Raw genomic sequence first — 26,221 nt, forward strand, 5'->3', positions numbered from 1 at the left:
CTCAAGAGCGACATCGAGGAGGCTGGCGGAACAACTCCGCGTGCGCGGAGACCACCCTTCCCGACCTGCGGTGTCAACGTCGCTTTGCTGGTTCTTTGCCTGAGGCAGGCTCGGCCACCACCCCCAACACTGGAGCCAACGCCGCCTCCAGATCCTCGGGCCCGCGGTAGTGCACCCCCGTCATCCCCAGGTCGATCGCCGCCGCCACGTTTTCGAGGCGGTCGTCCACGAAGAGGCACCGATCCGTGGCCACGCCGGCGCGCTCGGCGGCGAGTTCGTAGATGGCGCGGTCGGGTTTGGCCAGGCCCACGCGTGCGCTGCTGACGACGTGGTCGGCGAGGTTGGTGAGTCCTAGCGACTCCAGGTCCCGTTCCAGGTCGAGCGTCGCGTTCGTCACCAGGACCAGTGGTACGTGTCTCCTGGCCTGACGGAGTAGGGCGACAACGGCGGCGTCAGCGTGGAAGGGCACGTGCACGAAGGCCGTTCCCAACTCGCGTGCCTGCGAAGGCGAAACGTGGGGCTCCAGTGCCCGTGCGATGGAGTCCACCCACTGGTCCGTGGTGATCTGGCCGAGGACCAGGGGGCCGTCCACCTCCGGTGCGAAGGCGATGCCCGCGGTGGTTCCTTCGGTCAGCCCTGCGCGTCGTTCCAGTGCGTTCACATGGGTCTGGTCGTAGAACCGGATGACGTTGTCCAGGTCGCACAGCACCGCGGACCAGGGGCGCGTGTGCGTGCCGCGCGTCGTCATGGCTTGCGAGCCACCCCGCCCCAGCCGGCCCGTACGGTCAGCTTGCCGGTCGTGGGCTCGGGGCGCCAGTTGGGCCAGGAGACGAAGCCGGGTTCGACCAGTTCGAGGCCGTCGAAGAAGGCGCGCGTCACCTCGGGCTCGCGGAAGATGTACGGGATGGCGCCGCTGTTGTTGTACTCGTCCTGTGCCCGCCGATGGGCCTCGTTGTCCGCGGTGGCGTGGCTGAGGGAGAGGTAGCTCCCCGACGGCAGCCGGTCGACCAGCCGCCGTACGAGGGACAGCGCGTCGTCCCAGTCCACGATGTGCCCGAGCACGTCATTGATCACCAGCCCGATCGGCTGGCTGAAGTCCAGCGTCTTGGCAGCCCCTTCGACGACCGAGTCCGTGTCCCGCATGTCCGTGAGGACGTAGTCCATGGACCCCTCGGACGTGCTCTCGCCCATGGATTCGACGTGCAGGAGGACGAGCCGGTCGTGATCGACGTACACCACCCGCGACTCGGGTGCGATCCGCTGCACCACCTGGTGGGTGTTGTTGGCGGTCGGCAGCCCGGCCCCGACGTCGAGGAACTGCCGCACGCCGGCGTCCCGCGTCAGATACGTCACGGCCCGTACGAGGAAGTCCCGCGACTCGCGCGCCATCGGCTCGATGAGCGGGAACTTCTCCCGGTAGGCGTCACCGGCGACCTGGTCGGCGGCGTAGTGGTCCTTGCCTCCGAGCCAGTAGTTCCAGACGCGTGCGCTGTGGGCGACGGAGGTGTCAATTGCTGGTGGCTGCTGGTCGTTTGGCATGAGGTCTAGCCTTCGGCTGGTGGGGCTATGACGCAAGAATGCATGTGTGATTCACGGGGTGTACGCCGACGAGATGGAGACCCCGCCCGCGCGGGGACCCCCTCGGAAACGCGATCAGCTCGGCGAACAACGGCGGACCACCCCCGCCCGCGCGGGGACCACACCAGCCGCCAGCAGCAGGAAACCAACGACCTCGGACCACCCCCGCCCGCGCGGGGACCACGTGCGCGGTGGACACGACCATGTCCGCCGACTCGGACCACCCCCGCCCGCGCGGGGACCACTCCAGGGCCTCCTGCACGGCAGTCTTGATGCGCGGACCACCCCCGCCCGCGCGGGGACCACTCCATGCCCTGCGGCATGGACACGGGCCTGGCCGGACCACCCCCGCCCGCGCGGGGACCCCCTCTGCATCGCCGTTCGAGGTGCGATGCAAGGCGGACCACCCCCGCCCGCGCGGGGACCCCGAGGAGGCGGCCGACTTCGGCGAGGGACCGTCCGGACCACCCCCGCCCGCGCGGGGACCCCTGGTCCATGGGCATCCGCCTCCACGGGTTCGGCGGACCACCCCCGCCCGCGCGGGGACCCCGGTCGGCGGGTGCCCGAGCTCGGGCGGCGCGCCGGACCACCCCCGCCCGCGCGGGGACCCCGATCTCCACGGTGGCCTCGGGGTTCTCGGTGACGGACCACCCCCGCCCGCGCGGGGACCACGTCGACCGCGACGTCACCGTTGATCAGCTCGTCGGACCACCCCCGCCCGCGCGGGGACCCCCTTCCCGACCCGCGGCGTTCAAGGGGCGTTGCTCTTCCTTTGCCTAGGCCGACACCGAGGGCCATGAGCGCATGATGCCAGGAAGGGAACAACCCCTGCACGCCCCGGAGTTGCAGCCAGCCAACATGAGCCGAATCCGCGGCGCGTACCCCCTCCCGACCGACGAGGCGGCGCCAGGTTGGGCACGGGTTCACTCGTGAGTGACAGCCCGTCCCCCACGCTCCCCAGCGCCGTCGGGTTCGGCAGAGGTGGCGCACGGCCGGGACGCGGAGCCACCCCGGAACCCCCACAACAGCGCCCCGGCCACCAGCGCAGCGACCGCCAGCAGCCACGGCAGTGGGCCCGATGGCAGAGCGGTGACGAGCAAGCCGGTCAGGGCGGCGGTCAGTTGGAGGGAGAGGGACTGGACTGACAGGGCGGTGGCGCGGCCCGTGCTGGGGACGCGGCGGTGGAGGAGGTCGTTCTCGTTCGGGCCCGTTGCGCCGAGGCCGAGGTAGATCAGGGCGTAGCCGATGGCGGCGAGGGACAGGGGGAACGGGCCCGCGAACGCCGTCGTCAGGCTGAGGAGTAGCAGTCCGGCCGCGCTCGTGCCGAGGCTGGTCACGACGGCGCGTTCGCCGCTGCCGGTCAGGCGGGCCGTCAGCGGTGCGAGGTGGGCGCCGACGGCGGCGCAGGCGAAGCCGGTGCAGGCGAGGGCGGCGAAGAGGACCGCGCCGGACTCGGATGCGCCGGTGAGGTCGGCGGCGCGGCCGGGGGTGAGGAGTTCGACCGTGGCGAGGGCGCTGCCCGCGGCGGCGGCGCTGAGGAGGACGCGGCGGACCAGGGCGTCGCGGCCGCCCAGGCGTAGGCCGCCGGCGACGGTGGTCGGGACGTCGCGGAGGACGTTTCGTAGGGTGGCCGGCGGTCGGGGCGGTTCCGGGAGTGCGGTCAGGGCGTAGGAGACGAAGGCGATCTCGACGGCCGCGCCCAGCAGCAGCGGTACGGAGAGCGGTACGACCAGCCCGGACGTCGTCTCGGCCAGCCGCGCCCCGAGGTCGGGGCCGAGTCCGAGCAGCCAGGGCAGGGCGCCGCCGATGAGGGTGCCGGCGGCGAGGGCGGCGTCCGTTGCGGAGGCGCCGCGGGCCAGGCCGGTGCGCAGTTCGGCGTCGGGGCCGGCGTGGGCGTGGACGGTGTCGACGTACCAGGCTTCCGCGGGCCCGCTGGACAGGGCGCGGGCCGCGCCCATCAGGGCCATGCCGAGGCCGAGGAGTACGGGGGTGCTGCCCAGGCCCAGCAGGGTGAGCGCGGCGAGGTTCAGCAGGCCGGCGGCGGCGAGGACGGCGCGGCGGCCGAGGACGTCGGACAGCCCTCCGGTGGGCAGTTCCAACGCGGCGGTGGTGAGGGAGTGCGCGGCGAAGAAACCTGCGACGGCCGCCATCGCCATGCCGCGTTCGGTGAACAGCAGGACGAGGGGGGCGATGCTCAGCCCGAGCGGGAGCCAGAACAGGGCGCTGACGGTGACGTACCGGCGGCGCGCGGTCCGTACGTCCAGCGTCACGAAACGTCCTCGTCCTTGACGCCGGGCGGGCGGGGGGCCAGCGGCAACCCCGCGGCGAGGAACATGACCTGGGCGGCGCGCGGGTCGTCCGCGTCGCGGGCGGTCAGTTCGTTCAGGGTCCGGTCGATCACGTCCCAGAGTTCGGTGAGGGACTCGGGGGTCAGACGGGGCATCAGGTCGCTGATCCCGGACGGTTCCACCCACGCCTCATCGAGCCGTCCTTCGGCCATGTCCGCTTCGTGTTGTACGAGCGAAGCCTCCAGGTGCTCGACTTGGACCCGGCGCGTCACGGTGACGTAGGCGCGGCTCCCGGGCGACGCCTCCATGGCCTTGTTGCTCCAGGAGGTCACGGAGTGCACCGCCCGCCAGCGCCGCTCGCGCCCGTCGCGGTGCTCGGCCTCGGCGACGAACGCGTACTTCGCCAGTACGCGCAGGTGGTAACTGGTCGACGCGGACGACTCCCCGGTCCTGGCGGCGAGTTCGCTGGCGGTCGCGGGGCCGTCCTGCCGGAGGTAGCCGAGGAGGCGGATGCGCAGGGGGTGGGTGAGGGCCTTGAGGGCTGCGGCGTCCTGCTCGGGGTCGAGTACGCGCTCCTGGGAGCGCCGGTCCTCCTGGCGGGGCTGCCGGTCGTCCCGCTGGTTGGGCTGCTGGTTGGGCTGGTCACCGGGCATGACAGGGAGAGTAGGGCCGGCCGACGGGTTTCCCAAAGGAATTTTTGCAAAATTTCTTTGGGAGTTTGGATGAGGGGCCGCAGCCGTCGGGCGGCGGCAGCATCAGCCGCCCGTCCGGACGAGCCCGCCCGCATCCGTCCCCCTTGGCTGAGAATGGTGTCGTTCAACCGTGCGAGGAGAGCAGATGCCGGAAAGCAAGCCGGTCATGTCCCGGGCGTTCAAGGTCGGGGTGTGGCGGTCGTACATGGAGGTCCACCAGCGGGTGCTGGCGGAGATCGGACGCGCCCTCGACGAGCGGCACCGGCTGTCGGTGAGCGAGTTCGACACGCTCGTGAACATCCCCCTGGACGGCGTCCGGCTGAAGGTCCTCGGCGAGCGCACGGTACTGACGCAGAGCGCGGTGAGTCGGATGTGCGACCGGCTGGCCAGGCGCGGGCTGGTGACCCGCACCCCCGTCGCGGAGGACCAGCGGGGCGCGCTCGTACGGCTCACCGACGAGGGGCGGACGCTGCTCAGGGAAGCCGTGCGGACCAACGCCGAGGTGGTCGAGAAGACCTTCACCTCGCATCTCTCCGACGACGACCTCGTGGCCCTGAACGCGGTGCTCGGCCGACTCGCTCCGGAGTCCGTCGACGAGCAGTGCGACACCCCGCGGTGATACGGGCCGCGCAGGCAGTGGCGTAGCTCACATCCAAAACCCGACTTGGCTGGAATGAGACCACACCCATGACGGTTTAGATGTATGCGCACGCAACAAAAAGCGCACCTGAGACGGCCGTCACCGCGGCCCCTTCCAAGGGACACAGGACATGAGCAGCAACAGCTACGTCACCAACCGCCTCACCCCCGAGAACACCGGGATCCTGCTGGTCGACCACCAGGCCGGGCTGATCCTGGGCGTCCAGGACCACGACCAGAACGAGGTCCGCCGCAACGCGCAGGCCCTGGCCCGTACCGCCAAGGTCTTCGGCCTCCCGATCGTGGCCACCACCTCCGCTCCCCAGGGCCCGAACGGACCCCTCCTCCCGGAGCTCGTCAACGAGCTGCCCGCGGGCGCCCCGATCATCCACCGCAGCGGTGAGGTCGACGCCTTCGACGACCCGGCGTTCGACGCCGCCGTCCGCGCGATGGACCGGCCCAACCTGGTCATCGCGGGCGTCATCACCGACGTCTGCTTGATGTTCGCCTCCCTCTCGGCGCTCGGCCGCGGCTACGAGGTCCACTCCGTCACCGACGCGTCGGGCACCACGAACAAGCTCGCCCGCGAGACCTCCCTGCTGCGCCTCCAGAACGCCGGCGCGACGCTCAACAGCACGGTCGGCGTGATATCCGAGCTGCTGCGCGACTGGAAGAACCCCGGCGGCCCCGGCACCGCCGACATCTTCAGCAACCTCGCGATGCCGTTCTACGGCGCGGTCAGCGCGGCCCACGCCTCGGCGAGCGGCAACAACGGCTGACCGGCTGATCCGGAGCGGTCGGAATCCCCCGCGGGGGCGGGCACGGCGCCCGCCCCCGCGCTGCGTCGCACCCGGAAACGGCGTCCACCCCCGCCCCTCACGGCAGCGTCAGCCCCCACGCCCCCGCCCGCACCACCCACGTGCGGGTGCGGACCGGGCCCGTGGGCTGGGTGTCGGCGCGGTAGCGGAAGTCGGGGCCGGAGACCGTGATCGTCGTGGCCGTCGCGGTGAGCGGGGGGCCGGGGACGCGGGGGTGGACGGTGACCTCCGCGCGGCCCGGGGCGTGCGGGTGGAGGGTGCGGAGCGTGACCGCGTCGACCTCCTGGTCCAGGTCGCACAGGAGCGCGCCGTCCGCCTCGACCCGGAGGCGGTGCGGGCGGGGGGCGGACGGCTGGCGGGCGGGAGCGCGGACCAGGCCGCGCAGGAGCGTGCGGTACGCGTGGCGCAGGCCGCCCGCCGCGACCGGCACCGCGGCGGGGGGCGGGTCGAGCGGGGCGGGGCCGTGCGCCGGCAGCTCGGGCGGGGCGTCGGGGCACGGCCCCGGCGCGGCAGGTGCGGTCGGCGCGACCGCCGGGATCGTCACGTCCCCGACCACCACGCCGTCGCTCTCGTCCACCAGCAGGTCCAGCCGGCGTACGCCCCCGTCCAGCACCGCCCGCGCCGCCGCGACCGGGCCGGGCGGGACGCCCAGCGCGTGGGCGAGGTGGACGTCGGCGCCCACCGGGACGTGGCCGAGGGCGCCGTCGCCCAGCCAGCGGTCCCGGTGCAGCAGGGACACCGCCCGCAGCAGCGCCCGGTCGTCCCCGACGATCACGGGGCGCCGCTGGCCCCTGCGGGCCAGGGCCCGCGCGAACTCCTCAGGACTCTCCGGCAGGCTGATTTTCGCTGCTGAGCCACCACACAAAACGTCTTTCGCGATCCGCACGGACTCGCCGTCGATTCGGCGGGCGACCGGGTCGATGACCACCAGCAGCTGGTCGTGAGCCGACACCTCGGTCCTTCCTCGGGTAGCATCTTTGTGCAAGAGCCCCTTGCGCTATTGCGCCAGGGGCTTCGTCTATTCCGGGGCAACCGGTCCAACGGATCCAGGAACAACAAGGGACGCACTGATCCCCCTGACCTTGGACATGCCCCGCCCGGAAGGGGTGTACGCCTGTGCCCGCACTTGTGCTGCTCGGTGCTCAGTGGGGTGACGAGGGCAAGGGAAAGGCCACCGACCTGCTCGGTGGATCCGTTGACTACGTGGTGCGTTACCAGGGCGGCAACAATGCCGGCCACACGGTCGTCGTAGGCGACCAGAAGTACGCACTGCACCTCCTCCCCTCCGGGATCCTCTCACCGGGGTGCACCCCGGTCATCGGCAACGGCGTCGTCGTCGACCCCGCCGTGCTGCTCTCCGAGCTGAGCGGGCTCAACGACCGGGGCGTGGACACCTCCAAGCTCCTGATCAGTGGAAACGCTCACCTGATCACCCCGTACAACGTCACGCTCGACAAGGTGACGGAACGGTTCCTCGGAAAGCGCAAGATCGGGACGACGGGCCGTGGCATCGGCCCGACCTACGCGGACAAGATCAACCGCGTCGGCGTCCGCGTCCAGGACCTGTACGACGAGTCCATCCTCACCCAGAAGGTCGAGGCGGCGCTGGAGTCCAAGAACCAGCTCCTCGCCAAGGTCTTCAACCGGCGCGCCATCGAGACCGGCCGGATCGTCGACGAGCTGCTCCAGTACGCGGACCAGATCAAGCCGTACGTCGCGGACACCACCCTCGTTCTGAACGACGCCATCGACGCGGGCAAGGTCGTCCTCTTCGAGGGCGGCCAGGGCACCCTGCTCGACGTGGACCACGGCACGTACCCCTTCGTCACCTCGTCGAACCCGACGGCCGGCGGCGCGTGCACGGGTGCGGGCGTCGGCCCCACCAAGATCAGCCGGGTCATCGGCATCCTGAAGGCGTACACCACCCGCGTCGGCGCCGGCCCGTTCCCGACGGAGCTGTTCGACGAGGACGGCGAGGCGCTGCGGCGCATCGGCGGCGAGCGCGGCGTGACCACCGGTCGCGACCGGCGCTGCGGCTGGTTCGACGCGGTGATCGCGCGGTACGCGACCCGGGTCAACGGCCTCACCGACTTCTTCCTCACCAAGCTCGACGTGCTGACCGGCTGGGAGCAGATCCCGGTCTGCGTGGCGTACGAGATCGACGGGAAGCGGGTCGAGGAGCTGCCGTACTCGCAGACCGACTTCCACCACGCGAAGCCGATCTACGAGATGCTGCCGGGCTGGTCCGAGGACATCACCAAGGCGAAGACCTTCGCGGACCTGCCGAAGAACGCGCAGGGGTACGTGAAGGCGCTGGAGGAGATGTCCGGGGCGCCGATCTCGGCGATCGGCGTCGGCCCGGGCCGTACCGAGACGATCGAGATCAACTCGTTCCTCTGAGCCCGCGGGTCTGAGCAAGTGGCCCGCGGCCTGAGCCCGTGGCCGGGGGCGTGAGCCAGTGGTCCGGGAGGTGAGCCCGTGGTCCGGGGCGGCGGACGTCGCCCTGGGCCGAGTGGGTGTCAGCCGTACGGCCGAGGGCGTACGGCGCTGCTGAACCGTTTATCCGGGCCGGGGGTCTGAACCGACCCCCGGCCCGGACGGCTTTCCGGACCGTCCGGCCGTTGCGCCGTCCGCTCGAACTCGCGCCTACGCGCGGCACTTGATGGTTACGCATGGTGGCAACCCGCGCTCTGTCCGTGAGCGCGAGAGTGTGAGGAGTGCCTCTGATGCGTCCTGTCCTGAAGACGGCCGCGGTGCTGACCGCGGTGGGTGCGGCCCTGACCCTGGGACTGCCCGGCACCGCGACGGCGACGGCCCCGGTGCCGCTCGGCGAGCAGAAGGCCGCCGCGGTCAGCGTCCAGAAGGTCACGCTGCGACTGGCGAGCGACCCCGGCCAGGCGGCCGACGTCAAGGGTGCCTCGACCGCGAACGGCGCCGAGGTCATCCAATGGGCGCTGCACCGCGGGGCGAACCAACTCTGGGAGCCGGAGGCCACGGGCGGCGGCTACTACCGCTTCAAGTCGCTCAACAGCGGCCTGTGTCTGAACGTCCGGGGCGGCGGCAACGCGGACGGCGCCCAGATCATCCAGTGGACCTGCGGCAACGCGGCGAACGAGCAGTGGAAGTTCGTCGCCAAGGGCACCGGCTACCAGCTCGTGGCCCGCTCCAGCGGCAAGTGCCTGAACGTCCAGGGCGGGGTGGGACAGGGCCGGAACCTGATCCAGTACACCTGCACGGCCAACGGCGTCGCCAACGACGTCTGGCTGCCGGTCTGGGAGACCGTCTGACCTTCGGTGCTCGTGCTGCGCGCCCCGGCGATGGCGTCATCGCCGGGGCGCGCCGGCGGGCGGCGGAATGCGGGTGACGAGGGCACGTGCCGGGTCGTACGGTGGTGTGCATGGGTTCTCTGTGACGGTCCCCGCGTGACCGCGTCGAGCATCGGCTCCGCGTCGCGCGTTCTCATCCGTGCTTCCCAGGCCCCTTTTGGCGTGCGCGGATGCGTCCATCTGCCCGTTCCCACCGGCTCGGCCGAGAACAGGGGACTGCTCATGCGTTCTGCACTACCGGCAAGTTCTGCACCACCTGCAAGCTCCGCGCTTCCTGCCCGTTCTGCGCTTCCTGCACCTCCCGCGCTTCCTGCCGGTTCTGTGTTTCCCGCGCAACTGTCACTGCACGACGTCACCCGTCGCCACGGCGACCACGTCGTCCTGGACCGGGTCTCCTTCACCGTCAAGCCGGGCGAGAAGGTCGGCGTCATCGGCGACAACGGCGCCGGCAAGTCCACCCTGCTCCGGCTCGTCGCCGGGGTGGACCGGGCCGACGGCGGCGAGGTGACCGTCGTCGCGCCCGGTGGCGTCGGGCACCTCGCCCAGGCGTTGGCGCTGCCGCCCGGGGCGACCGTCCAGGACGCCGTCGACCTCGCCCTCGCCGACCTGCGGGAGCTGGCGGCGCGGATGCGGCGGGCCGAGGTCGAGCTGAGCGGCCTCGACGGGGCGGAGCTGGCCGGCGCGTTGGACGCCTACGCAGGGCTCGTCGCCCGCTTCGAGGCCCGCGGCGGCTACGAGGCGGACGTACGCGTCGACGTCGCGCTGCACGGGCTCGGGCTGCCGAACCTCGCCCGCACCAGGCCGCTGGACACGCTGTCCGGCGGCGAGCGTTCGCGGCTCGCACTGGCCGCCACCCTGGCCGCGCAGCCCGAGCTGCTGTTGCTGGACGAGCCCACCAACGACCTGGACGACCGGGCCGTGGGCTGGCTGGAGACGCATCTGCGGGCGCACCGCGGAACCGTCCTCGCGGTCACCCACGACCGCGTGTTCCTGGAGCGGGTCACCTCCACGGTCCTGGAGGTCGGCGAGGGGCGGGTGACGCGCCACGGCGACGGCTACGACGGCTACCTCGCCGCGAAGGCCGCCGAACGCCGGCGCCGAATCCAGGAGTACGAGCAGTGGTGCGCGGAACTCGCCCGCAGCCGGCGGCTGGCCGAAGCCGGCGCGGCCCGGCTCGACGCCATCCCGCGGAAGCTGCCGCTGGCCGGGTTCCGCCCCCGCAGCCGCGGGCACGGCACGACGGGCCGCATCCGCAACGCGAGGGAGCGCGCAGCACGGCTGACGGCGAACCCCGTCGCACCGCCGCCCGACCCGCTGGTGTTCGCCGGCCGCCCCACCGCCGCGGCCGGGGTCGAGGAGGCGTCGCAGCCGGCGGCCGAACTCGTCGGCGTACGGGTCGGGGACCGGCTGCACGTGCCGGAGCTGCGGATCGGCCACGGCGAGCGGCTGCTGATCACCGGCCCCAACGGCGCGGGCAAGACCACGCTGTTGCGGGTGCTCGCGGGCGAACTCCGCCCGGACGACGGCACGGTGCGCACCCACGGCCGCGTCGGGCACCTGCGGCAGCAGCCGACCGCCTGGCCGGACGGGCTGACGCTGCCGCAGGCGTTCGCCCACGGCCGGCCGGGCCATCCGGACGAGTACGTCGACGAGTTGCTGTCACTGGGCCTGTTCGCGCCGGCCGCGCTACGGCTGCGGGTGGGCGAGCTGTCCTACGGCCAACAGCGCCGGATCGAACTGGCCCGCCTGGTCAGCGACCCGGCCGACCTGCTGCTCCTGGACGAGCCGACGAACCACCTCGCGCCGGCCCTGGTGGAGGAGGTGGAGGACGCGCTGACGGACCACCCGGGCGCGGTCGTGATCGTCACCCACGACCGCCGGGCACGGGCCCGGTTCACCGGAACGCGCCTGGAACTGGCCGCAGGCCGGGTCGCCGACCGTACGGAGGCGCCGGTGGCGGGCTGAGCCGGTGCGGGCACGTACGGGCGGCGACCTCGGGACTCCGCCCGTACGTTGACCGCACTGCTCACGCCTGCTCCTCCGTGCGCTGGGCGGCGAGGCCCTTGACGAGGGTCTGCGCAGCGATCTCGAACTGGGTGTCCCAGTCGCCGAGGAAGTCCTCCAGATGTGCGGCCAACGTCGGGTACGAAGCGTGCCGTTCGGTGATCAGCCCGCGCAGCGCGTCGCGGCTGCCGACCTCGGCCCGTTCCGCCCAGGCGGCCTGGGTCGAGGCGGTGGCGATGACGAGGTTCGACACCGCCGCGGCGGTCGCCGCGAGCGTGGGGCCCGCGAAGCCGGCCCGGGTCAGCGCGGCGTACACGCTCTCCGAGCGCTCCAGCGCGTGCGGCCCGGCCAGCGGTCGGGTGCCGGCGAGCGACGCCGCCCACGGGTGGCGCAGCAGCATCGCCCGTAGCTCCCGCATGTAGGCGAGGACGACCTCCCGCCAGTCCCGGGTGCGGTGGCCGTCGGGGAGGCGGATCTCGGCGAACACCTCGTCGAGCGCGAGGTCGAGCACGTCGCCCTTGGTCGGGACGTGCCAGTACAGGCTGGTGGCGTGGGCGCCGAGATCGCCGGCGATCTTGCGCAGGCTCAGTTGGTCCACGCCCTCGCGGTCGAGCCGGTCGACGGCCGTCGCGACGATCCGTTCGCGGCTCAGCCCGGGCGCCTTGCGGCGGCGCTGCGGCTCGCGGAACCACACCGCGCCGGGTGCCCCGTCCTTCGCTCCGCCGTTCCCTGCGTCGTTCTTCGCCTTCTCCGCCACGTGCCGCAGTTTATCGACAGGGGATTCCTCCCCCGTCGGGTTCTCCTACGCTGTAGGTTTTATGCATGACTGTAGGAGACGAGGTAGTGGGTAGTGCCGCGGGCGAGGAACGCGATCCGCGGCGGTGGGTGATCCTGGGCGCGGTCTGCGTCGCGCTGATGGTGATCGTCGTGGACAACACGGTCCTCCACGTCGCGATACCGACCATCGAGGACGACCTGGGCGCCGGCCCGGCCGAGTTGCAGGCGGTGGTCAATGCGTACGTCGTCGTCTTCGCCGGGCTGCTGGTCGCCGCCGGGCTGGTCTCGGACCGCTACGGGCGCCGGCTGGCGGTCGTCGTCGGGTTGGGGATCCTCGTCCTGACCTCGGTGGTGGCGGCGTTCGCGCCGTCGGTGGGCTGGCTGATCGCGGCCCGTACGGTGATGGGCGTCGGCGCTGCGCTGGTCATGCCGGGGACCCTGGCGATCCTCGTGCACGTCTTCGACCCCGACGAACGCGTCAAGGCGTTCGCGGTCTGGTCGGCGGTCGGCTCGGTGGCGATGGCCGCGGGGCCGCTGGTGGGCGGGGTGCTGGTGGACGAGTGGGGCTGGCCCGGGGTCTTCGCCGTCAACGCCGCACTCGCCGGCGTCGCGATCGTGCTGATCGGTCGGCTGGTCCCGGAGTCCCGCGACCGGCAGAACCGGCCCGTCGACGTGCTCGGCGCGGCGGCGATGACGCTGGCCATGGGCTCGTTCGTGGCCGCGGTGACCTTCGTCGCCGAGCACGGCCCGCTGTCGCCGACCGTGCTCGGCTCCCTCGCGGCGACGGTCGTCGGCGCGCTGGTGTTCCGGGCGCGGCAGCGGCGCGCGCGGTCGCCGATGGTCGATGCGCGGCTGTACCGGGACCGTTGGTTCGTCGGCGCCAGTGCCGCGGTCGCGGTCCTCGCCGTCGGCACCGGCAGCGTGCTGTTCGTGCTGACCCAGCACCTGCAACACGTCATGGGCTACTCGCCGGTGCGGGCGGGCCTCGCGATCGTGCCGCTCGCGATCGGGGTGGTGCTCGGCTCGCCCGTCGGAGTCCGGCTGCCCGCGAGGATCGGCCACCGGCGCACGATCGTCGCGGGCTTCACCGTCACCGCGGCCGGTTTCGCCGTGCTCGCCCTGCTGACGCCGAGCAGTCATTACGCGGTCGTCGCGACGGGGCTGCTGCTGGCCGGCGGCGGCTCGGGGCTCGCGTCGCCGGCCGTGCACGCCACCGTCCTCGGGGCGGTGCCGCCGGACCGCGCCGGCATGGGGTCGGCGCTCAACGACACCCACCAACAGCTCGGCATCGCACTGGGCGTGGCGCTCGTCGGCTCGACCGTCGCCGCGGGCTACCGGCACTTCGCGCCCGCGGCGCTGGACGTACGGGCCGGTTCCTCCCTCGGTAGTACGTTGGGTGAACTCTCCGTCGAGCAGCGGGACTTGGTCGACGCCGCGCACTTCGCGTTCACCCGGGCCCAGTCCGTCGCGATGCTCGTCTGTGCCGCGTTCGCCGTCGCCGGTGGTGCCATCGCCTGGCGCGCGCTGGCGCCCGTTCGTCCACGGGAGCCACGGGAGCCACAGGAGTGACGGGAGGTCAGCTCCGTGGTTCCAGCCGGCTGCCGCGCGGCAGCGTCACCGACAGGACGTCGCTGGGGGCGGTGAGTTCGATGCGGTGCCAGCGGCCGCGCGGGACGACGGTCGCGGTGCCGGCCGGCAGTTCGACGGATTCCGGCTCCGCCGCTTCCTGCGGGCGGAGGTGGAGGCGCATGCCGCCGCTGAGACAGGCGACGATTTCGTCCGCCGCCTCGTGCACCTCCCAGTGGTCGGCGTGGACGTCGGCGTCGGTCTCCGCGCGGAAGGCCATCATCTGCCAGGAGTCCCACGCGGGGTCGAACTCCTGTGGCGCTACGGTCACTCGACCGTCGCGGTGGAGGCGGAGGAAGGAGGCGAAGAGGTCGATCGGGGGCACGTTCGCGGCCATGGCGGGGCTCACTCCGCCAGCGCCCGGCGCAGGGCCGTGCACAGGCCGGTGATCTGGCGCCGGGAGACGTCGGCTGACAGCACCGCCTGCGAGCCGTGGAACGTCCCCGCCCACTGGTGCAGCTCGACGGAGACGCCCGCGCGCAGCATCCGCACCGCGTAGTCGACGTTCTCGTCCCGGTTCGGGCAGAACTCCGCGGACGAGACGTACGCGGGCGGCAGCCCGGACAGGTCGGTGGCGCGCGCCGGTGCCGCGTACGGGGTGGCCGGCGTCGTCCCGAGGTAGTGCCGCCAGCACGCGCCCACCATCTCCCGGTTCGCCCACGGGGTGTCGGTGAAGTTCCGCTGCGACCAGGTCTCCTGGCGGTCGTCGAGCGAGGGCTCGTTCAGGAGCTGGAAGTGGATCGACGGGCCCTGTTCGTCCCGGGCGCGCAGGGCGAGCGCCGCCGCGATGTTGCCGCCGGCGCTGTGGCCGCCGACCGCGATGCGCGCCGGGTCGACGCCGAAGTCGGCGGCGTGCTTCGCGGTCCACTCCAGTGCGGCGTACGCGTCGTCCAGCGCGGCGGGGAAGCGGTGTTCGGGCGACACCCGGTACCCCACCGAGACCACCACCGCGCCGGACCCCGCGGCGATCCGGGCGGCCCAGTGCTGCTCGGTCTCCAGGTCGCCCATGACCCACCCGCCGCCGTGCATCCAGACGACGGCGCCGCGCGCCTGGTGCGGCACGTAGATCCGTACGGGCACGTCCGGGTCCCCGGGGACCGTGCGGTCCTCGACGGTCATGCCCGAGGTGTCGGGCGCGGGCCGGGAGGCGGAGCGGTCGGCGTAGTCCTTGCGCATCGCGAACGGGTCGGACAGGTCGGGGCGGGCGAACAGGGGCAGGAAGGCTTCGAGTTCGGGATCCATGCCGACGATCCTCGCCGGTGCGGGCCGCGGAGCCGTCCGCCGTCCGTCGGGCGTCCCGGCCGGATCGTGCGCCGATCGTCGCGCCGCCGGTCGGGGGCCGCGACCTATCCTCCAGCCATGGAGGCACTTGCCGCACGGTTGTCGCACCTGGACGCGCAGGCCGAGGGAGCGATCCGGATCGTGATGTTCTACGACACGCTGATGCGTCGCCGGGTGGACCTGCCGGCGCTGGCCCGGGCGACGGCGGGGCTGGCCGAGTGCGTGGTGGGGATCCGGCTGCACGGCACGGGGTGGACGGTCCGGGTCGGCCCCGACGGCCGCGAGCTGCCGGAGCCGTCCGCCGGTGCGTCGACCGAGCTGCCGATCACGCTCGACGAGGAGGCGATCGGCACGGTCTGGCTGGAACGGCCCGAGGCGACCGGCCCCCTCGACGAAGAGGTCCTCGACCGGCTCGCGATCGCCGCCACGTCCGTCGTCGAACGGTACGGACCGGCCCGTACGACCATGGCGGACCCCGCCCTCGTCGAGCTGGTGGTCAGCGCGGACTGCGACGAGGCGGCCCGGGCGCGGGCGCTGCGGCTGCTCGGCTTCGCGGTCGACGCGCCCGTACGCGTCGTTGCCGTCCGGTCGCCACTGCCGCTCGACCGGATCGGCGCGCTGCTCTGCCCGGCCGGCCTGGTGAAGGCGGCGCCGCTCGCGGACGCGGGCGTGGTGCTGGCCACCGCGGTGGACCGGCGCGAGCTTCCGCCGGGGGTTCGGGCGGGGGTGGGCGGTACGGGCAGCCCCGACCGGTCGTGGTGGCAGGCCCGCACCGCCCTGCGCTTCACCACGGAGCGCGAACCGGTGGTCGACTACGCCGAGTTGGGCGCGCTGGCGCTGCTCGCGCAGGTGCCGGCCACGGCGGTGCGGGCCGACGGTGACGTGGCCGCGGTGGCGGCCCTGGCCGCTGCCGCCGCCGACGACTTGGCGACCCTGGACGCGTACTGCACCACCGGCTCCCTGCGCCGCGCGGCCGACCTGCTGCACCTGCACCACAGCAGCGTCGCCCGCCGCGTGGAACGCATCGGGGCGGCGCTGGGCGTCGACCTCACGTCCCCGGTCGGCCTGGTACGGGCGAGGCTGGCCCTCACGGCGTGGCGCCTGCTCGACGACGCGTAGCCCGCGGTGCGGGTGGGGTTGTGGGGCGGCCTCGCCGTTTCCCTGCGGGATGCGTTGGCCTCTGCGGGCCGTCTGTGGTTGTTCGCGCAGTTCTGCCCCCTGTGCCCAAAGGGCATGGGGGCCCCAGCGCTCCTGATTCGCTCCCCCAATCGCATGCCTGCGGCCCGGTGGTGGGTTGGCCGCGCAACTCCGCCCCCTATGCCCAGAGGGCATGGGGACTCCAGCGCTCCTGAAACCCCCACGCCCTTCGGGCGTAGCGGGGTGCCGCACTACCGGTGGTTGAACGACGGCGGCAACCACATCAGGGGCGCTGGGGGTCCCCCCATGCCCTCTGGGCATAGGGGGCGGAACTGCGCGAATAAGCCCCACCGGGCAGCAGGGGCCGACGCGCCCGCAGGGCTGTGGCGAGTGTGCCTAAGGGCGCTGTGGGTCCCCCCGAGCACGCAAGGGCACAGGGGGCGGAACTGCGCGAACAACCCCCACCGGGCCGCAGAGACCAACGTGCCGGACCGGTAGGGACTACGGCGCTGGTGTCCGGGTAGTGCTGGTGCCCCTTGCCCGCAGCACGGGGGGATTCAGGGGCCCGGGGAGGGGTTCAGCGCGCGGACTTCAGGGTGCCCAACGCCAACAGCGTCAGCCAGCCGCAGCCCGTTGTGATCGAGGCGCGTTGGGCGAGGCCCGCGCGGTGGCCCGCGGCGTCGGTGCGGTCGAAGGCCCAGCCGGAGTAGAGGAAGGTCGCCGCGGTGACGGCCGCCGCCGCGGCCGAGCCGGCCGCCCAGCGGTGCTCGCCGCGGGCGCGGCAGGCGCGGGCGTGGCTGGTCTCCGCCGCGATCAGCGAGCCGAAGGCGAGGAGCGAGAACGCGTCGTGCAGACCGCCCGGCAGGGTGATGTCCGGGTCCGACGGGGCGTCGGGCGGATAGTCGCCGACGGGGTCGGTGACGAAGGCGCCGGCGCCCAGCAGGCCGACACCCCAGCCCGCGACCAGCCGCGGGACCCACGTCGCACCCTGTCCGGGCGCCCGGCGCAGCCCCTCCGCAAGGGCGAGGGTGAGGGCGCCGGTGGTCAGGAAGTTCGCCGTCTGGACCCGGCCGTACGGGCCGAGCGCGAGGGAACTGACGGGGTGGCGCCGTCCGTCGTAGTGCGCGCGCAGGGCGCCCTGGACGGCGAAGGCCGAGACGAAGAGGGGCCCGGCAGCGGCGCCGGTGGCGAGCAGTGCGCGGATGCCGGACGTACGCCGTCGGCCGCGCGGGGCGATCGAGGGGACGGGCGCGGGCAAGCGCAACGACAATCGCACGGGCAACCGAACGGGCAAGCGCACGGGCAAGCGCACGGGGACCTCCGAAGGGCGACGGGCCGTGTGCTGTCATCCTGGGTTGACATCTGGGCCGATGTCAACCCCGATTGACGTGCGTTGGAGCTAGTTCCCGTGGTCAGGCCCCGCCGGGTGCGGGGCGGTCGGGACGGCGGCTGCGCCCGTTGAGGCGCTTGTCCGCCAGTGCCCAGACGGCGAAGAGCACCGTCAGCGCCGTGGCGGTCCACAGCACCGGGGGGACCCAGGCCGGGGCGGACGACACCTTGGAGACCTGACCGGTTTCCTCGTACTCGCACCACTGGTCAGGCGGGAAGGGGTCGTAACCCGTGTCGGTCATGTCGCCGTTCGCCGACGCGGCGTAGCGGCAGTCGTTCGACTCGGGAAGGAGCACGAGCAGCGCGGTCGCGTACGCCACGCTCAGTGCGATGAAGGACCAACTGAAGGCAGCCCACAAGGGGTTGCGGTGGACGGGGTGGTTAGTCGGATCGCAGGCTCTCATTTTCCTGCCTAGGGGGTAGGGGACTGGGTGGAGGTGCACGCCGGGGAGCGTTCTGGCGCCCCGGCGTTCCCTCCATGATGCCGATGCCTTGGGCTACGACCTGGACCCGGCCCTGCGTAGCGCTCGTACGAACCGTTCGGCGGGGGCGGACGGCCGCGGGCCCGCCGCCGCGTACACCCCCCGGTACGGCGGGTCGACGAGCGGCCGGATCAGCAGGTCGGGACGGAGGGCCGGGACGAGCAGGCCCGGCACCAGCATCACGCCGTGGCCGGCGGCCACGAACGCCTGCTTGCCCAGCCAGCTCCCGCAGGCGATGTCGACGCGCGGGGCGAAGCCGGCGCGGGCGCAGGCGGCGGACAGCACGGCAGCGGCGCCCTCGTAGTCCTCGACCCAGGTTTCGTCGGCGAGTTCGGCGAGGTCGATCGCAGCGCCGTCGTCGCCGTCTCCGTCGTCGCCCTCTGGAGCGTGGGCGGCGAGCCGGTGATCGCGGGGGAGCGCGCATCGCAAGGCGTCGTCGAGGAGGTGGGTCAGCGCGATGCCGTCGCGGTTGCGGCCGCGGTCTTCGGCGGGGGCGCCGGCGGGCAGCCCGGGCGGGTAGTCCGTGACGACGGCGACGTCCAACTCACCGTCCCGGAGCCGTTCGAGCAGCCGCGGCGTGAAGTCCTCGACGAAGACGACGCGTACGTCTGGACGTACGTCGGGGCCTGCGTCGGGGCCTGCGTGCCCGCCTGCGGCGTCGGCGAGGAACAGGCTCAGCGCCCGCGGAAGGAGCGTCGCCGACGCCGTGGGGACGCCGCCCACCCGGAGCGTGGTCACGGGGCGCTCCCGGGACGCCGCGACGTCCCGCTCCGCACGTTCCACGCGCTGGAGGATCGCCGTCGCGTGCTCCAGGAGCACCGCGCCCGCCGCGGTGGGCCGGACGCCGCGCGCGTGCCGCTCCAGCAGGGGGACGGTCAGCCGGGACTCCAGCGCGGCGACCTGGCGGGACAGCGCCGACTGCGTGTAGCCCAGCGCCTGCGCAGCCGCGCTGATCGAGCCCAGGAGGCAGACCTCGCGGAAGGAGCGGAGTGCGGTGACGTCCATGAGGGGCACGGTGCCACGATATGCGTCTGGCGCATGGGTGATCTGCGGGATATGCGCTAGTGGAATGGTGCGGTGCGGGTCAGGATTCCCGCATGAGCAACGTGAACGACACAAGCAGTACGAGCGACGCCGGCAGTACGAGCGACGCCGGCAGTACGAGCAACGCGGCGCCGGCTGAGTCCACTCCGCCGAGCCGGCTCACGTACGTGCCGAACCCCCGGGGCGTCGCCCCCGGCACCGGCTACACCAACGTCGTCATGGGCACCGGCCGGCTCGTCGCGATCTCCGGGCAGATCGCCAACGACGAGAACGGCGACATCGTGGGCGAGGGCGACCCCGCGGCCCAGGCGCGCCAGGTCTTCGAGAACCTGCGCCGCTGCCTCGCGCACGTCGGCGCGGACTTCGGCGACGTCATCAAGCTGACGTACTTCGTCACCGACATCGCCCATCTGCCGGCGGTGCGGGCCGCGCGTGACGAGTACGTGAGCGCCGATCGGCTGCCCGCCAGCAGTGCCGTGCAGGTCGCCGCGCTCTTCCGGCCCGAACTCCTCCTCGAAGTGGAGGCGTTCGCGGTGCTCCCGGAGGAGCGGACGGACGGCGTGCCGACGCGAGGGGAGGGCGTTCGATGAAGGTCGCCGTGTGCGGTCTCGGCCGGATGGGTGCGGCGTTCGCCGCCGCGCTCGCCGCCGACGGCCACGAGGTGAGCGCCTGGAACCGCACGCCGAAGCCGGAGTCGACCGCGGCGACCCCGGCCGAGGCGGTGCGGGACGCCGAAGTCGTCGTGGTCATGGTCTTCGACGGGCCGGCGGCGGACGCGGTGCTGCTCGGGCCGCACGGCGTCGCGTCCGGCGCGTGCCCGGGCGCGCTCGTCATCAACGCGACCACCCTGGCGCCGGCCGAGGCACGCCGGTTGGACAGCGAGGTGCGGGCCGCGGGCCTGCGCTACCTGGAGGCGCCGGTCCTCGGCTCGGTGCCGGCCGTACGGAAAGCGGCGCTGCACGTCCTGACCGCGGGCGACGAGGACGACGCGCGCGCCGCCGAGCCCGTACTGCTGTCCTGGTCGCGCGAGGGCAGCCGGCGCCACACCGGTCCCGTGGGCACCGCGGCCGGCCTCAAGCTGATCGCCAACCTGACGCTCGGCACGGCGATGGGCGCGCTGCACGACGCCGTCCAACTCGGCGCCGAACTCGAACTGCCGCGGGCGCAGGTCCTGGACATCCTCCAGATGGGGCCGCTCGGCCACGTCGTGGGCCGCAAGCGCGAACGCCTGGACCACGACGCGTACGACGACGCGGACTTCACCGTCGACGGTCTCGTGAAGGACCTGGGGCTGGTGGTGTCGGTGGCGGAGGGCGCATCGGCAGCCACGGGGGTGTTGCCGATGGCCGAAGCGGCGGCGGGGCTGGCGAAGCGGGCGGCGGCCCGGGGCGACGGCGCCGGCAGCCTGGACCTGGCGGTCCTGGCCCGTACGCCCGACCTGCGTTAGCCCGCAGGGCCGCTGTCCTGGCCCCGTTCACCCACCCGGATGCCACGCACTGAGCGGGGACGGGGCGGGCCGGGCCGCGAAGGAGTGTGCGGCCCGCCCCGCCTCACAGGTACGGCGCGAGCGTCGCCGCCAGCGCCGGGCTGCGCAGATAGCTCCGCGCGCAGTGGAAGTCCACGAGCCGCACGCTCTCCGGCAGGTCCAGGTCGATGTCGGGGAAGTAGCGCTTCAACGGGCGGGGGACGGCGACGGGATCCCCGTGGTCGGCCAGGTTCACCCAGCGGGCCACCCCCGGCGGCCGGCTGCCGCGGCCGTCGACCGGGGCCGGGAGCAGCCGGTGGAAGACCCCGTGCGGCAGGGCGAGCGGCGACCCCAACGTCACCAGCAGCTCCACCTCCAGCTCCGGGTGGGCGTGCAGCGCCTCGTACGCGACGACCGTGCCCAGCGAGTGCGCGAGCACCACCCGCGGCCGGTGCGCCGCGATCACCGCGGCGACCTCCTCGCGCGCCGCCAGCCGGGCCGGCGCGTCCGGGGCCCGCAGATAGGTGTTGACCTCGCGGGCGGCCAGCGCGATGAAGGCGCGGGTGAGCCGGCCGTCCAGGGAGAAGCGCTTGGCCACCACGGAGGCGAGTTGCCGCAGCGGCACCGCGAGGCGCCCCTGCGCGGTGATCCGGGGCAGTTCCAGCTCCGCCGTCCACCGGGTCACCAGCGCTACCTCCTCCGGGGTGAGCCGGTCCAGCGCGTCATCGGACCGGCCCTGGGACACCGGCATCGCCGCGTGCAGATGGTGCGCGTAGTACGCGAAGGCCAGCGCACCTGCGGGCAGCTCGGCGCCCGACCCCTGCGCGAGGTGCGCGCTCCATTCGCCCGCCCGGTGGGCGGCGACCTCTTCCGGCGCGCGGCCGGCCTTGTGGTTGCCGATGCCGTGGACTGCGACGACGAGGGACATGACGATGTGCTCCCGGGTGTTGGCCGTACGGGTCAGGGGCAGGGCGTCAGAGGCGGCAGGTGGGGACCGGGTGCCAGAGGTGGCAGGTGGGGGCCGGGCTTCAGGGCGACGACGGTGTCCTTCAAGGCGACGAGGAGGCTGCCGTCGGACGCGACGGCGAGGCTCCGCGGCACGCTCGGCAGCCGGAGCGTCTCCCGCACGGCGCCCGTCGCCAGGTCCCAGACGCGTACGGTCCGGTCCGCGCCGCCCGTGACGGCGTGGGGGCGGTCGCCCAGGGCGGCGGAGGCCACGCACCACACGGTCTGGCCGTGGCCCGCGAGGGTGTGCACGGCCGCGCCCGTCGCCAGGTCCCAGACGCGTACGGTGCCGTCCGCGCCGCCGGTCACGGCGTGGGGGCGGCCGTCGACGGCGACGGTCGTGGCCGCCACGACGGGCCCCTCGTGGCCCGTGAACGTCCGGACCCGGGTCCGCGCAGACAGGTCCCACAGGCCCACCGTGCCGTCGTGGGCGCCGGTGACCACGTGCGCCGTGCCGTCCGACGCCGCCGCCACACAGCCCAGCGGCGCGCTTTCGTACACCAACGGCTCCCCGAACGCCCGGTGTTCCCGCAGGTCCCACATCAGCAGCACGCCGTCCGGGGTGCGCCACCGCGGTTCCCGGCTGCCGCACAGCACGGCCACCTCACGGCCGTCCACCGTGGTGCAGGTGACGCTGCCGAGGTCCAGCCGATCGCCGAACCTCTCGTGCCGGACCGTCTGCATCTTCGGCAACTGCCACAGGCGCAGCTGGGAAGAGGGTGCGCCGGGGAGGGAGTACGTGTGCACGGTGACCGCGAAGGGGTTCCCGTCCAAGGAGGCGAAGCTCGCGTCGGACGCGTGCTCGGCGTTCCCTCCGCCGCTGTACCCGGCTGACTCGCGCCCCTCGACCAGGTCCCACAGGTGGACGTGCCCGCCCGCCGAACCGACCAACAAATGGGGTCGTCCGTCGACGTCCGTCGTCATCGTCGTGTGGATGGGGGAGCGCCGGTCCACCGTGGCCCATTCGTTGTCGGGCATCTGCACATGGGCCTGGCTCAGCGGCATGGACCCGATCTGCCGCACGCGCCACGGGCACCCCGGGGACAGCGCTTCGACCACCTTCGACTTCCCTTTGGCCGCGGCTGCGACGGCCAGGAACAGATGGCGCTGCGAGGGGTCCAGATCGCGCAGCGAGTCGACGTGCTTGGCGTACAACTCGGCGGACGGCGGCACCTCGTGCAGGCGCAGGGCCGCCCAGCCCAACGGTGCGAGCAGCGGCATCAGGTGCTCCGGCGGGGAGTGCACCAGGAACTGGGTGTCGCCCAGCAGCTCCGCCAGCCGGTCCGCCTCGGCGGCGTGCCGGGCCGCGTGCCGCAGGACGTACGGTTCGGCCGTGTGCCAGTGGCGGGGCGTGCCGGCGAGCGCGAGCAGCCGGGTGAGGACGGCGTCCGTGCGCGTGGGGCCGGCGGCGGCCCGCAGTCGGTCCGCGAGCCCCTGGTGGAAGAGGCGGTACACGGTGCGTCCCTCGGCGTCGACGTCCCGCCGCAGGTAGAAGCGCGCGGCTTCCATGACCGTGCGGACTTCCTCGATGTCGGGACCCCCGCCCGTGTCGCCACCGATGTCGGGACCCCCGTCCGTGTCGGGATCTCCACCGTCCTTGCGGAAGGCCGGTGCCGTCGCCCGTACGACCTCCTCCGGCATCCCCGCGCCCCGTGCGTACGCGAGCGCCGACAGCACCTCCCGCAGCCACGGCGTCTCCTGCGGCCCCTCGTCGCCGTCGAGGTCCAAGCCCAGGTCGAGGTGGAGCAGTTGTCCCAGGTCGCGCGGTACGGCGGTGCTGAGCCGGTGCACTTCGCCGGGGTCGACCGGGGCCGCCCGCAGCACCAGGTGCCGCAGATACAGCGCGGCCACCAGGAACTCGCCGTACTGCTTGTTCTTCCTGCGGGTCAGCGTCCGGGCGATGCCGTCGGCGAGTTCGTCGACGGTCGCTTCGAGGCCCGCGGCCGAGTACCGCGGTGACACCCGCAGGACGTCGCGCACGTAGGCGCGCAGCTCGCCGTGGAGCCGACGCCGCGACACCTTGTTCAGGTCGACGCGTCCCGCGCGGCCGGCCCGCCGGAACAGCGCCCGGAACCGGAGCTCGGGACGGACGCCGACGAGCATCCGGCACACCGGCGCGAGGGTGAGCAGCGCCGCCGCCAGCTCGCGCGGGTGCTCGGCCTCGTCCAACGCGTCCAGCACCAGCACGGCCCGCTGGCCGTCGAGCGCGGACACGACCTCCTCCGCGGTGCTCACCCGTCCCAGCTCCCACTGCCGCCCCAGCGCACCCATCACGTCGGCCACCGAGCGCTGCCGCGCGTGCACCACCGCCAGCCGGTCGACCACCGGCGGCGGTTCGCTGAGCGACTGCCACAGCCAGTGCGCCTTGGCCCGCAGGAGCGGGTGCGCCGCGCACACCAGCATCCCGAGCAGCGCCGACTTGCCCACGCCCGCCTTCCCCGTGAGCACGCACAGGTCCCCGCCCTCGCCCCGCAGCCACGCGGACAGCGCCTGCACTTCCGCGTCCCGGCCCCGGAACAGGCCCTTCCGGTCGTCCCCGAAGACGCCCTCGGTGCCGGACGCCCGCCCGGTGAAGTGCCGTACGTCCGCCACCTCGTCGAAGAGCGGCGCGGCCACCCGGTCCAACTCGGCGCGCGGCCCCTCGACGGTGCCCGTTCCGTAACGGGGATTGGGGAAGAAGGCGAAGTGCGGCAGGTCGGCGCCGGACTCCGGGGCGGGCGGCAGCACCCGCTGCACCTGGCCGGCGCCCTCCGCCACGTACGCCGCGACGCGCTGACGCACCTCGCGGGAGAAGAAGTCCAACGGGACGTGCGACACGGACGGGTCGACCCGGAGCCGGCCGTTGACGAACGACTCCAGCACCTCGGCGACGGCCCGCGACAGCCAGCCCTCCCAGGCCGGTTCGTCGATCTCGTTCGCGGACATCACCCACGTCCGGCGCTCCTCCGCGCGCAGCGCGTGCTGCCACGGCAGCCGGGCGGTGCCGCCCGCGAAGCACAGGTCCAACAGGAACAGCACGTACGGCGCGGAGTCGGCGGGCTCGGCGTCCTCGACGGACCTCAGCCACTGCTCGACGCCGGTCCCGGTCCGCTCGCCGTCTCCGCCGACGGCGTACAGGGCGCCGCTCCTGCCGAGTTCGCCGTGCGTGAGGAGGTGCACGACGACGTACCCGGGCCCGGAGGCGAGGACGCGCTCGACGGCGCTCTGGAGCGCGGGTGCGGTGGAGGCGGGGTCGTGGGGGTGGTCGGGGGTGCGGTAGCCGAAGGCGCGCAGGGCGTTTTGGATGCGGGTGGCGTAGTCGGGGGCGTAAGGGAGGTGGGCGCGTGGGGGCGTGCCGGTGCGGTCGAGGTCGTCGGCGTCGGCCGCACCTTCGATCCCCACGACCAACGCGCGGTGCACTGAGTGCTGTTGCTGCCCGTCCATGATGCGCTCCCCCGATCCGCCCGCGCGCGCGTCCGCGGTCAGCCACTGTAGGCGCGGGACGCGGCGCGCGAACGGGGTTTGCGCATGCGGGGTGCGCGGTGACTGCGCAGGGGCGCTCGCGCTGTCCCTCCCCTGCGCCTCGCGGGCACGGGAACCCCCAGCGCCCCTCAAACCTCCGCCCCAGCCCGCAGGCGAATGACGGGGGAAGCGAAACAGGGGCGCTGGGGGTACCGCCACGCCCTCAGGGCGTAGGGGGCGGGGCGTGGGCTAGCCCGAGACGGCGGGGCGCTCGGGGCGCGGCCCCGAGGACTGGAGGGCGATGGAGGCGAGGACCACCACCGCGCCCGCCGTCTGCGCGGCGGAGAGACGTTCGCCGGCGAGGGCGACGGACAGCAGCGTCGCCGTCAGGGGCTCCAGCAGCACGCCGATCACCGCCGCCGTCGGGCGCACGACGCGGAGGGCCGTGAAGTACGCGACGTACGCCACCGCGGTCGGCAGGAGGACGAGGAAGGCCAGGGCGCCGAGCGCGTCGGGGCGCAGCGGGAGCGTCATGCCGGACGCCGCGGCGAAGGGGAGCAGTACCAGGCCGCCCGTCAGGAAGCCGAGGCCCAGGTCGGCCGCGTTCGCGGGGGTGGTGCGGCGGGCGAACCAGAGGGAGAACGTCGCGAAGCTCGCCGCGGCCAGCAGCGCGAGCGCCGTCCCGGCGAGCAGCGGGCCGCCGGCCGCGCCGTCCCCGCCCAGCAGCAGGAGGAGCCCGGCGACGGCGAGCGCTACCGCGCCGGCCGTGCGGGCGTCCGGCAGCCGACGGTCGAGAACCGCCGCGCCCACCGTGATCAGCACCGGCACCGCCACCATCGTGGTGAGCGTGGCGAGCCCCACCGACGTCGCGGCCACCGCCGCGAAGTACGCCGCCTGGAAGGTGGCGAGCAGCAGCCCGGAGAACCCGACCCGTAGCCACACCGCCCTGCCGGCCCCCGCCGGCCGGGTGCCGGTGGCCATCGCGTACAGCACGATCAGCGCGCCCCCGCACAGCAGTCGGTACGCGGCCACCGCCACCGGGTCGAGGCCGGCGCGGTCCGCGAGGTACGACCCGGCGAGCCCGCCCGCGCCCCACAGCACGCCCGCGACGACGAGGAGTGCGGTGCCGTTGAGCGGCGTTCGGGCAGGGGAGGGTGAGGTCCTTGTTGCAGACATGAAAGGAAGCTCCGTCTTCGAGGCGTGTTCAGAGGTCGCCGGAAGCGGGGCAC

Annotated in this window: 23 protein-coding genes and 1 CRISPR repeat array; of the genes, 9 read left to right on the forward strand and 14 right to left on the reverse strand. The window is 73.5% G+C overall.

All coding sequences use genetic code 11. The features are described from left to right. Nucleotides 1–73 precede the first annotated feature (73 nt). The 4 genes from ACH4E8_RS16945 to ACH4E8_RS16960 form a co-directional block, all read right to left on the reverse strand. The gene (locus ACH4E8_RS16945) at nucleotides 74–748 is read right to left on the reverse strand and encodes an HAD-IA family hydrolase (protein WP_398448806.1); all 675 of its coding nucleotides are present in this window, start codon (nucleotides 746–748) and stop codon (nucleotides 74–76) included. Then, complete coding sequence (locus ACH4E8_RS16950) at nucleotides 745–1,539, reverse strand: SAM-dependent methyltransferase (protein WP_398448808.1); 795 nt, start codon at nucleotides 1,537–1,539, stop codon at nucleotides 745–747. Before ACH4E8_RS16950 ends, ACH4E8_RS16945 begins: the two co-directional genes overlap by 4 nt. A gap of 72 nt (nucleotides 1,540–1,611) precedes the next feature. Next, nucleotides 1,612–2,311: a CRISPR direct-repeat array (repeat unit 27 nt; unit sequence CGGACCACCCCCGCCCGCGCGGGGACC). 190 nt (nucleotides 2,312–2,501) lie between these two features. Further along, nucleotides 2,502–3,848, reverse strand: a complete 1,347-nt coding sequence (locus ACH4E8_RS16955; protein ID WP_398448810.1) for an MFS transporter — start codon at nucleotides 3,846–3,848, stop codon at nucleotides 2,502–2,504. Continuing rightward, nucleotides 3,845–4,519, reverse strand: a complete 675-nt coding sequence (locus ACH4E8_RS16960; RefSeq protein ID WP_398448812.1) for an ArsR/SmtB family transcription factor — start codon at nucleotides 4,517–4,519, stop codon at nucleotides 3,845–3,847. Before ACH4E8_RS16960 ends, ACH4E8_RS16955 begins: the two co-directional genes overlap by 4 nt. Before the next feature lie 184 nt (nucleotides 4,520–4,703). Here ACH4E8_RS16960 and ACH4E8_RS16965 point away from each other — a divergent pair, with 184 nt between their 5' ends. Together ACH4E8_RS16965 and ACH4E8_RS16970 are read left to right on the forward strand one after the other, a co-directional pair. Next, on the forward strand, nucleotides 4,704–5,177 hold the full coding sequence (locus ACH4E8_RS16965) for a MarR family winged helix-turn-helix transcriptional regulator (protein ID WP_398448814.1): 474 nt from the start codon (nucleotides 4,704–4,706) through the stop codon (nucleotides 5,175–5,177). Between the two features lie 151 nt (nucleotides 5,178–5,328). Continuing rightward, a complete protein-coding gene (locus tag ACH4E8_RS16970) occupies nucleotides 5,329–5,976 on the forward strand; it encodes an isochorismatase family protein (RefSeq protein ID WP_398448816.1) in 648 nt (215 codons plus the stop codon). Between the two features lie 97 nt (nucleotides 5,977–6,073). On the opposite strand, the gene ACH4E8_RS16975 is transcribed toward ACH4E8_RS16970, so the two are convergent. Then, nucleotides 6,074–6,967 carry a diacylglycerol kinase gene (locus tag ACH4E8_RS16975; protein ID WP_398448818.1) on the reverse strand — a complete coding sequence of 298 codons (894 nt, stop codon included), beginning with the start codon at nucleotides 6,965–6,967 and terminating at the stop codon, nucleotides 6,074–6,076. A 164-nt stretch (nucleotides 6,968–7,131) separates the two neighbouring features. Between ACH4E8_RS16975 and ACH4E8_RS16980 the strand changes: the two genes are divergently transcribed. The 3 genes from ACH4E8_RS16980 to ACH4E8_RS16990 all read left to right on the forward strand — a co-directional run bounded on the left by ACH4E8_RS16980 (nucleotide 7,132) and on the right by ACH4E8_RS16990 (nucleotide 11,306). Then, nucleotides 7,132–8,415: an adenylosuccinate synthase gene (locus ACH4E8_RS16980; RefSeq protein WP_398448820.1), complete on the forward strand. Its 1,284-nt coding sequence runs from the start codon at nucleotides 7,132–7,134 to the stop codon at nucleotides 8,413–8,415. Nucleotides 8,416–8,741: 326 nt separating this feature from the next. Beyond that, nucleotides 8,742–9,302 carry an RICIN domain-containing protein gene (locus tag ACH4E8_RS16985; RefSeq protein ID WP_398448822.1) on the forward strand — a complete coding sequence of 187 codons (561 nt, stop codon included), beginning with the start codon at nucleotides 8,742–8,744 and terminating at the stop codon, nucleotides 9,300–9,302. A gap of 360 nt (nucleotides 9,303–9,662) precedes the next feature. Next, a complete protein-coding gene (locus ACH4E8_RS16990; RefSeq protein ID WP_398448824.1) occupies nucleotides 9,663–11,306 on the forward strand; it encodes a TlrC/CarA/OleB/SrmB family ABC-F type ribosomal protection protein in 1,644 nt (547 codons plus the stop codon). 61 nt (nucleotides 11,307–11,367) lie between these two features. Here ACH4E8_RS16990 and ACH4E8_RS16995 read toward each other — a convergent pair whose 3' ends face one another. Then, nucleotides 11,368–12,102, reverse strand: a complete 735-nt coding sequence (locus tag ACH4E8_RS16995) for a TetR/AcrR family transcriptional regulator (protein ID WP_398448826.1) — start codon at nucleotides 12,100–12,102, stop codon at nucleotides 11,368–11,370. 86 nt (nucleotides 12,103–12,188) lie between these two features. Between ACH4E8_RS16995 and ACH4E8_RS17000 the strand changes: the two genes are divergently transcribed. Further along, a complete protein-coding gene (locus ACH4E8_RS17000; RefSeq protein WP_398448828.1) occupies nucleotides 12,189–13,691 on the forward strand; it encodes an MFS transporter in 1,503 nt (500 codons plus the stop codon). A 7-nt stretch (nucleotides 13,692–13,698) separates the two neighbouring features. On the opposite strand, the gene ACH4E8_RS17005 is transcribed toward ACH4E8_RS17000, so the two are convergent. Both ACH4E8_RS17005 and ACH4E8_RS17010 read right to left on the reverse strand, forming a co-directional pair. Next, nucleotides 13,699–14,085: a cupin domain-containing protein gene (locus tag ACH4E8_RS17005; protein WP_398448830.1), complete on the reverse strand. Its 387-nt coding sequence runs from the start codon at nucleotides 14,083–14,085 to the stop codon at nucleotides 13,699–13,701. Nucleotides 14,086–14,093: 8 nt separating this feature from the next. After that, nucleotides 14,094–14,990, reverse strand: a complete 897-nt coding sequence (locus tag ACH4E8_RS17010; RefSeq protein WP_398448832.1) for an alpha/beta hydrolase — start codon at nucleotides 14,988–14,990, stop codon at nucleotides 14,094–14,096. Nucleotides 14,991–15,107: 117 nt separating this feature from the next. Between ACH4E8_RS17010 and ACH4E8_RS17015 the strand changes: the two genes are divergently transcribed. Next, a complete protein-coding gene (locus ACH4E8_RS17015) occupies nucleotides 15,108–16,148 on the forward strand; it encodes a helix-turn-helix domain-containing protein (protein ID WP_398448834.1) in 1,041 nt (346 codons plus the stop codon). Between the two features lie 595 nt (nucleotides 16,149–16,743). Here the strand turns inward: ACH4E8_RS17015 and ACH4E8_RS17020 are convergent. From ACH4E8_RS17020 to ACH4E8_RS17030, 3 genes are all read right to left on the reverse strand, one after another. After that, nucleotides 16,744–17,424, reverse strand: a complete 681-nt coding sequence (locus ACH4E8_RS17020; RefSeq protein WP_398448836.1) for a DUF998 domain-containing protein — start codon at nucleotides 17,422–17,424, stop codon at nucleotides 16,744–16,746. Between the two features lie 154 nt (nucleotides 17,425–17,578). After that, nucleotides 17,579–17,914 (reverse strand): hypothetical protein, encoded by a 336-nt coding sequence (locus ACH4E8_RS17025; protein WP_398448838.1) that lies wholly within the window; start codon nucleotides 17,912–17,914, stop codon nucleotides 17,579–17,581. 138 nt (nucleotides 17,915–18,052) lie between these two features. Then, on the reverse strand, nucleotides 18,053–19,042 hold the full coding sequence (locus ACH4E8_RS17030) for a LysR family transcriptional regulator (RefSeq protein ID WP_398448840.1): 990 nt from the start codon (nucleotides 19,040–19,042) through the stop codon (nucleotides 18,053–18,055). Nucleotides 19,043–19,248: 206 nt separating this feature from the next. On the opposite strand from ACH4E8_RS17030, the gene ACH4E8_RS17035 reads away from it, so the two are divergent. Then, complete coding sequence (locus tag ACH4E8_RS17035; protein ID WP_398449221.1) at nucleotides 19,249–19,671, forward strand: RidA family protein; 423 nt, start codon at nucleotides 19,249–19,251, stop codon at nucleotides 19,669–19,671. Beyond that, nucleotides 19,668–20,528 carry an NAD(P)-dependent oxidoreductase gene (locus ACH4E8_RS17040; protein ID WP_398448842.1) on the forward strand — a complete coding sequence of 287 codons (861 nt, stop codon included), beginning with the start codon at nucleotides 19,668–19,670 and terminating at the stop codon, nucleotides 20,526–20,528. The genes ACH4E8_RS17035 and ACH4E8_RS17040 overlap by 4 nt, the downstream gene beginning before the upstream one ends. A 103-nt stretch (nucleotides 20,529–20,631) precedes the next feature. Here the strand turns inward: ACH4E8_RS17040 and ACH4E8_RS17045 are convergent, their stop codons facing one another. The 3 genes from ACH4E8_RS17045 to ACH4E8_RS17055 all read right to left on the reverse strand — a co-directional run bounded on the left by ACH4E8_RS17045 (nucleotide 20,632) and on the right by ACH4E8_RS17055 (nucleotide 26,168). Continuing rightward, complete coding sequence (locus ACH4E8_RS17045; protein ID WP_398448844.1) at nucleotides 20,632–21,474, reverse strand: hypothetical protein; 843 nt, start codon at nucleotides 21,472–21,474, stop codon at nucleotides 20,632–20,634. Between the two features lie 32 nt (nucleotides 21,475–21,506). Next, nucleotides 21,507–24,974 carry a hypothetical protein gene (locus tag ACH4E8_RS17050; protein WP_398448846.1) on the reverse strand — a complete coding sequence of 1,156 codons (3,468 nt, stop codon included), beginning with the start codon at nucleotides 24,972–24,974 and terminating at the stop codon, nucleotides 21,507–21,509. 267 nt (nucleotides 24,975–25,241) lie between these two features. Continuing rightward, nucleotides 25,242–26,168, reverse strand: a complete 927-nt coding sequence (locus ACH4E8_RS17055) for a DMT family transporter (protein WP_398448848.1) — start codon at nucleotides 26,166–26,168, stop codon at nucleotides 25,242–25,244. Nucleotides 26,169–26,221 lie beyond the last annotated feature (53 nt).

The organism is Streptomyces sp. NPDC017979 (assembly GCF_044328175.1).
In the GTDB taxonomy this organism is placed as follows: Bacteria; Actinomycetota; Actinomycetes; order Streptomycetales; family Streptomycetaceae; genus Streptomyces.